Annotated in this window: 10 protein-coding genes; 9 read left to right on the forward strand and 1 reads right to left on the reverse strand. The window is 26.0% G+C overall.

Annotation, left to right across the window (positions count from 1 at the left end; genetic code table 4):
- The 9 genes from EHU54_RS03485 to miaA all read left to right on the forward strand — a co-directional run.
- On the forward strand, window positions 1-473 hold a 473-nt coding region (locus EHU54_RS03485), incomplete at its 5' end, for a hypothetical protein (protein WP_400248965.1).
- Between the two features lie 51 nt (window positions 474-524).
- A complete protein-coding gene (locus EHU54_RS03490) occupies window positions 525-1,109 on the forward strand; it encodes a hypothetical protein (RefSeq protein ID WP_400248966.1) in 585 nt (194 codons plus the stop codon).
- Complete coding sequence (locus EHU54_RS03495; protein WP_400248967.1) at window positions 1,073-1,210, forward strand: hypothetical protein; 138 nt, start codon at window positions 1,073-1,075, stop codon at window positions 1,208-1,210. Before EHU54_RS03490 ends, EHU54_RS03495 begins: the two co-directional genes overlap by 37 nt.
- Window positions 1,191-1,541, forward strand: a complete 351-nt coding sequence (locus EHU54_RS03500) for a hypothetical protein (protein WP_400248968.1) — start codon at window positions 1,191-1,193, stop codon at window positions 1,539-1,541. Before EHU54_RS03495 ends, EHU54_RS03500 begins: the two co-directional genes overlap by 20 nt.
- 281 nt (window positions 1,542-1,822) lie before the next feature.
- Entirely contained in the window at window positions 1,823-3,139 is a 1,317-nt protein-coding gene (locus EHU54_RS03505; RefSeq protein ID WP_400248969.1) for a DEAD/DEAH box helicase, read from the forward strand.
- Between the two features lie 260 nt (window positions 3,140-3,399).
- The gene (locus tag EHU54_RS03510; RefSeq protein ID WP_400248970.1) at window positions 3,400-3,849 is read left to right on the forward strand and encodes a hypothetical protein; all 450 of its coding nucleotides are present in this window, start codon (window positions 3,400-3,402) and stop codon (window positions 3,847-3,849) included.
- Between the two features lie 202 nt (window positions 3,850-4,051).
- Window positions 4,052-4,258, forward strand: coding sequence for a hypothetical protein (locus tag EHU54_RS03515; RefSeq protein ID WP_400248971.1), 207 nt, complete (start codon window positions 4,052-4,054; stop codon window positions 4,256-4,258).
- 294 nt (window positions 4,259-4,552) lie between these two features.
- Window positions 4,553-5,569, forward strand: a complete 1,017-nt coding sequence (locus tag EHU54_RS03520; RefSeq protein ID WP_400248972.1) for a hypothetical protein — start codon at window positions 4,553-4,555, stop codon at window positions 5,567-5,569.
- A gap of 265 nt (window positions 5,570-5,834) precedes the next feature.
- Window positions 5,835-6,770, forward strand: coding sequence for a tRNA (adenosine(37)-N6)-dimethylallyltransferase MiaA (gene miaA / locus EHU54_RS03525; RefSeq protein WP_400248973.1), 936 nt, complete (start codon window positions 5,835-5,837; stop codon window positions 6,768-6,770).
- 178 nt (window positions 6,771-6,948) lie between these two features.
- Here the strand turns inward: miaA and EHU54_RS03530 are convergent, their stop codons facing one another.
- A complete protein-coding gene (locus EHU54_RS03530; protein WP_400248974.1) occupies window positions 6,949-7,107 on the reverse strand; it encodes a hypothetical protein in 159 nt (52 codons plus the stop codon).
- Between the last annotated feature and the right edge of the window lie 54 nt (window positions 7,108-7,161).

Below are 7,161 nucleotides of genomic sequence, written 5' to 3' on the forward strand. Positions count from 1 at the left end.
ATAATGATAATTTATGAAATGATTCATTCCGTGAACAAATTGAAAATATGAAAAATGAACTTGATAATATGGATAGTTCACTTACTAATTCAAGCAAAATATTAGAAGATTTTAATCAAGAATCATCAATAATTTCAATGTATGATTTGCAAGAAATTTTTAATGCAATAATGGGTGAAAATGATACCGAAAATATTATTGCAGAAACAATTCAAAGTGGTTTTGCAGAAGCGAGTTATGACAGTATTACCGTAGGAGAAACAATTGAAAGTCGTCTTTTAACTGGTTCATTAGGAACAGTGGCAACAACAGCATTAGGGGTAGCAACAGCCATTGCATTAGTAATATATGGTGGATATTATACTTGCACACATTGAGATGATATTAAAGCTTTTTCAAATAAAGCTGTTAATAATGCTAAACATTATATTTCAACAACAACAGATTATTTAAAAAATTGACTATCTTTTTAACATAACAATTTTTAAAACACGATAATTTTATATAAGAAAGGATAATTAAATATGAAAAAACTAATAGTTATTTTTGGGGCATTAGGACTTAGCAGCAGCGGCTTAAGTGGGGCATTAATGGCAACTCCTGCTTTAAATCCTTCAAATCAAACTGTATCACAAGAATTTATTATGAAAGATATTATTGGGGATATATCAAATTCAGAATTATTACCATCAAATGTTTACTCGTTATTAAATTCAGATAAGAAACCATCTAAAGTTAAAACTAATTCTGGTTTTAAAATGTTGAAAAAATTTCAGAATTTTACTAAAAAAGCATATAAAGAATTTAAAACAGATGCTAAAAGTCTTGGTAAAAAAATTGGGAAAGAGCTTAAAGCGACTGAAAAAACTGTTGTAAACAAAATTGTTGCAACTGAAAAAATCCTTGGTAAAAAAATTATCCCGCCTAAAACTATTGAAACAGGACTAGATAAAGTTGAAAAAATATCGGAAACTGGTATTAAAGATATTGTAAAAAGAAACCATGGGATTAAAAACTTCTTTACAAAAAAAACTAATAAAGTAAAAAAGTTGTTAATGGTGGATTCCAACGGATGAAAAATATTGGTAACACTGCGGAAACATTTTTAAAAGAAAAGGGTAAAAGTATTGAAAAAATAGGTAAAAATACTTTACAAAGAATGAAAAAAACAGGAACTGCTGTTAAAACCTTTGCAAAAAAAAGAGGGTAAGAATTTTAAAATTTTTCTAAAAACTCACGGTAAAAATATTAAGACAGGAATTAAAAAAGGAGCAGTTTTAGCTTATAAAGAGCTAAAAAAAGCACCACGAATATTAGGACAAGTAATAGGTCAATTTACTAATGGTTTAGTATGTGCTTTATTTGGACTTGCGCCAGGATCAATAGGAATAGTATTAGGTTCAGCAACCATTGGCGCAGTTGGCTACTATGTTTACAATCATCCTTATGAAGCGAAAAGTTTTGCTAATTCAGTGATTGATACAACAAAGAATACTGCATCTTCAACGGTTCAGTTTTTAAAAACTTGATGACCATTTTAAGATTTTTATCTAAAAATAAATAAAAAAAGCAATTTATGAATATGTTAAAAAATAGACATATAGAAAGTAAGTTATAGGAATGATTTTCTGTATTCAATAGGATTCATTCCTTTTAATTTCTAGGAAAAATGCTTTATTTTATTAAGTTTTTAAGATATAATTAATAAGTTGTTAAATTTTAATTTATTCTGTTATCTAAAATAATATTAATATGTAAATTCAACAGCTGTAATGTTAAAAAAACAACTAAACTATTTATACTAAATTTTAAAGGAGACTAAATGAATTTTAATACATTAAATTTATACCCAGCATTACAGCGAATGATTGTTAAAATGGGTTATACTAACCTAACTGAAATCCAAGAAAAAGCTATTCCAGTGGCTCTTAATAATCAAGATATTATTGGTAAAAGTCATACGGGAACTGGTAAAACTGTAGCTTTTATTTTGCCAATTTTACAAAACTTAAATACGCACTTAAAACAACCACAAGCGATTATTTTATGCCCAACCCATGAATTAGCGAGCCAAATAATTGACCAGGTTCGAAAATTAGCAACTTATTTGGAAGGTGTAAATGCAGCCTTAATTTGTGGTGGTTCACATATCCAACGTCAAATTTATGCTTTACGAAAAAGTAATATTATTGTGGGAACTCCGGGACGAATTGCTGATCATATTAATCGTAAAACATTACGATTAGATAAAATTAAAACAATTGTTTTAGATGAAGCTGATGAAATGTTAAAAATGGGATTTAAAAATGATCTTGATAAAGTATTTCAAAATGCTCCTAAACAATATCAAACATTATTATTTTCAGCAACAATGTCAAAACAAGTATTAGAAATTGCTAATAACTATCAAAATAATCCTGTTGAAATTGTTGTTACAAAAAATGTTATTGAACAAAATAATATTAGACAGCAATATGTAAATGCATTGTCTTATCATAAGGAAGATGTTTTAATAGCATTATATAAACATTTGCAACCAAAACGAAGTATTATTTTTTCAAATACAAAAGTTTTTACTAATAAAATTGCTGAAATGTTAACAAACAATGGTATTCCTTGTTGTGTCATTAATGGTGATAAAAGTCGTTATGAACGAGGGCAGGCAATGCGTTTATTTCGGGATGGTAAAGTACAAGTTATGGTTGCCACTGATGTTGCGGCACGAGGAATTGATATTGATAATATTGATTATGTTATTAATTACGATATTCCAATAGAACGAGAAAGTTATATTCATCGGATTGGAAGAACAGCACGTGCTGGTGCTACTGGTGTAGCAATATCAATTGTTTCAAATCGTAATGATTTAAGAGAAATTCAACATTTGGGTACATATCAAAAGAAAAAAATTGAGTTATTAGATATTACAACATATGATTTAAAACAAAAACCACAAGGAACAAAAAACATTAGTTCTAGTAATAAAAAAGCAACTTTTAATCAAAAAAATAATAGTTTTAAATATGAGTATTCATATTTAGATAATAAAAAGAACCAATCTAATGCAAAAAAGAAATTTAATACCCAAGGTAATAAAAAATGAAAACAAAAAACAAAAAAAAAAACAAAAATTTGATAAATCTAATTTTAGTTTTAATCGAATTTAAGTTTGCTTATTTTTTAAAAAAATAAAAACAATAAATCAACTTTTTATAAATTGTTTTTTATTTATTATTATTTTATATAAAGCAATAATTTGATTTTTAACTAGTATGATAAATTTAAAATCTATTGCTAATTTAAATTAAATGTTATAGAATAAAAACCGTATATGATTTTAAAAAATAAGTATTATGGTTTAAAATAAATTGCCTTAATTGAGTAAGAAAGAAAAACAGAATGGAAATTACTGCAGAAATTAAAAGAGCATTAAAAAAAACTTATAAATCAATTAAAAAAAGCATTAATAAATTTTTTAAAAAAATTGGTTTTAATAAAATTGAAACTAATAAAATATTAAGTAAGATTTCTAATGATGTAAATGAGTTAATAAATACATGCATAAATATTAGATACTTTGAACAAATAGACTTACTTTATCAAACACCTAGTTTTTGACAAAATTCAGAAAATAAAAAAAGTGTTAATGAATCAGTAGCACCAACATTAGCATGTTCACAAGAAACACCAATTTATGAGAATGTTCCTTTTGTTAATAAAGACCAAGGAAATAAATACAAAGAATTACTTGATGATGCTAATAATCTGTTATTACACGAAAAAGAAGACGCCTTAAATAAATTAGTAGGGCAAGTTGAAGATACAGATGACATCGGAATAGAAAAATAAGATTATTTTATATCAAAATAATTTAAAAGACATTTTTATTGTAAAAATATTTGATTTAAAAAAAGATAATATTTATCTTATTATCTTTTTTTATTTTGAACAAAGAGGATACCGTTCTTTGTTAAGAGATTGAAAATAACATAAAATAGTGTATAATTACTTCTGTTAGTTAAAAAATACTAATTTAAAAAGGGGATTACTTATGAAGAAACAATATCTTTCAAAATTATCAGAACCAGAAATTCGTGCAATTTGAGATAATACTGCTCGTGGTGGTCGTCGTAATAATTTACTTTATCGTCGTGATATTGCAGGAGCTTTTATTAAAATGGGAGAATTAAATCAAGAAACAGAATTTGGATGAGTGATTGAACCATTAATGCCACTAGAAAAAGGCGGTAAATTATAAGTTAATAATTGTTTAGCAATGCATTGAAAAAATGCAAAAGCTCGACGAGGAACATTAAATGATTGAAAAGCAGCAGTCTAAGGTGTTACCAAAACAGACAATAAAAAAGAGTTTCAAAAACCAATGAATATTAAAAGTGATAAAATTATTAAAACAACAATGATGAAAGATCACGAAGTTCACCCAATTTGAGAAAAAAGATAATTTAATCTTGTTTTTTATAAAAATGATATATTATTATTTGTAATTACACAATACCAAATGTGAAATTCTTGGTAAAGGAGATAAATAGGAATGAAAAAATTGTTCAGTGTCTTTGCTGCAATTAGCATCTTAGCTGCTCCGGTAACATACACAATTGGATGTAATCCAATCCCTGATTTACCTTATATTTCAGATAATCAAATTTTAGAAAATACTAAGAAAACTATTAATAGCCTTGTTTTGGATGAAAATAGTAAGGTTAACACATTATTTGATTATAATCTTGATACATGAGTAAAACCAACTTTTTTCCCAAAAAAAAATATTATGAATATTAATATTGAAAACAAAGATATTTTAAAACAAATGCAACTAACTATGTCGCAATTAAAAAAAATTCATAGTGAAGAAAATTTAGCAAAAGATAGTTTAGAATATATGAAAAAAAGTTTACTGTCATCGCGAGATTTAAGAAGTCAGCCGTGACCAACGGTTGTTGAGAAATATAATTGATATTTAGATCAAACAAGTAAAAATAAAACAGTAACTGATTTAGAAACTTTAGTATCTTATTATGATAATCCAATTTCAGAAAAATCAGATTTATATGACAAAAAACGTTGATTATATGTTGACCAACTGCGTAGTGAAAATGTAAAAGATTGATTTAAAGATTCTCATTCATGGACTTTAAATCCTACTAGCGCAAATTATAATGAAAACACAAAATTTGATCAAGGAATTTTTTATTATGTTTTACTTAACACTTACTTGCAAAAAGTGCAGACACATTATAATGTTCAATTAAAAAATATTTGAAAAGAATATAGCAACAAAAACGATAAAGAAAGCATTCAAAATATTATTAGTCATGATATTGCAGGAATCACTTTAACTTTTACGGTCTGAGATCCTGAAAAATGAACCAAATATTTTGTTGATGGCCATCCTGTTGTTAATAGTAACGAAAATATTTTTGAAAACTTACCAATTTTACCAATTGAACAAAAAATTGGAGTTAAATTAGTTGTTGCAAATATCTATGGAACAGTTTCTAGTTATTTAATCGGAAGTTTTGTAATTTCTAATTTATTAGGAATTGAATAAATGCGGTTTACCATTTTTTCTAAAAAGAAATAAAATATGATAAAATATAATTGTCCGCAAGGACAGTTTTCTACGTTTATTATAACGTTAAGGTGTGTTTGGGGTTATTAACCGCTATATAAATCAGTAACTCTACACCCAAGCACTTAAAGCGGTTCAGAGTTATTTTTAAAATAAAGTAAAGGCTAACAGTTGAATGTTAGTTTTTTAATTTGAAAAAAATGAATTATCCGATAAAATTTATAAAGAAATTAGTGAGGTTTTGATGGTGCAGAAAAAAGTTATTTTAATTGTTGGTCCAACAGGAAGTGGTAAAACTGATTTATCAATTAAGATGGCTCAGCGTTTTAATGGGGAATGTATTAATGCTGATGCTACTCAAATTTTTAATGGGTTAAATCTTGCAACAAATAAAATAACACCATCTGAACAAATTGGTATTCCACACCATTTATTATCAACAATTGATTTAAAGGAGAATTATTCCATTAAGATGTATCAACAAGAAGGGCGAAAAATATTAGCTCAATTATGAACTAAAAATAAGCTTCCAATTGTAGTTGGTGGTAGTGGGTTGTATATTAATGCACTATTAAAAAATTATCAATTTTCTGACCAGGGTCGTGATTTATTAAAGACAAAAGAATATGAACATATTTCTAATTATGCTTTGTGAGAAAAATTAGCAGCAATTGATCCGCAAGAGAGTAATAAAGTTCATCCTAATAATCGAAAACGTGTTTGGCGAGCATTAGAATACTATTTCCAAACCGGAACATTAAAATCAGTTAATGATCATCACCGTAATGAATGATATATTGAACCATATATTATTGGGTTATTACCAGATAAAACAGAACTGTATCAATATTTATCTGAACGGGTATTACGATTAACAGAGCGGGGTTTATTTGTTGAAGTTGAAACAGCATATAAATATTGCAATTATGATTCAGCAAAACAAAGTATGAAAATTATTGGCTGTCCAGAGATTATTCGTTATTTAAAAGGCGAGCTTTCATATGATGCAACATTAGCAACAATGGTTCAAGCTAATAAAATTTATGCTAAAAAACAAATAACATGATTTAAAAATCAATTAACAAATGTTCATTGATATTCATTTTCTTATTCACAGTTTGATGATCTTTGTCAACAAATTATGGTTGAATTTAAAAATAGTAATTATTTAAAATCATAATTTATTTTTTGTAAAGTAAAGATGCAAGTAGGATTTTTAACCCTTATTAAATTAATAATATATTTTATTATTAAAAATTGCAACTATTTTTTCAAAAAAAAATATTTTTTTAAATTATGTAGTTATTTCAGCATCACGAAAAATGATTTTTGTTAAAAATCTAAAATTAATAATTTAATTACTGAATATTTTGTAAAAATGCCTCTTTGGAGGACAATCAACCTAAACTCGGTCGTGTTTTTTCATTAATAATTTTCATAACTTTATTAATTTCTTTTTGAGTAATATTGTTAAAATCTGTTTCCTTAATAAGATATTCTCTAATATCTATATTCATTAGACTTCTTGCATAACCTAGTTATTTTAAAATTCCTATAAAATATATTTAAAA

The sequence above is a fragment of the Spiroplasma sp. ald genome, assembly GCF_044714355.1.
GTDB lineage: Bacteria > Bacillota_I > Bacilli_A > Mycoplasmatales > Mycoplasmataceae > Spiroplasma > Spiroplasma phoeniceum.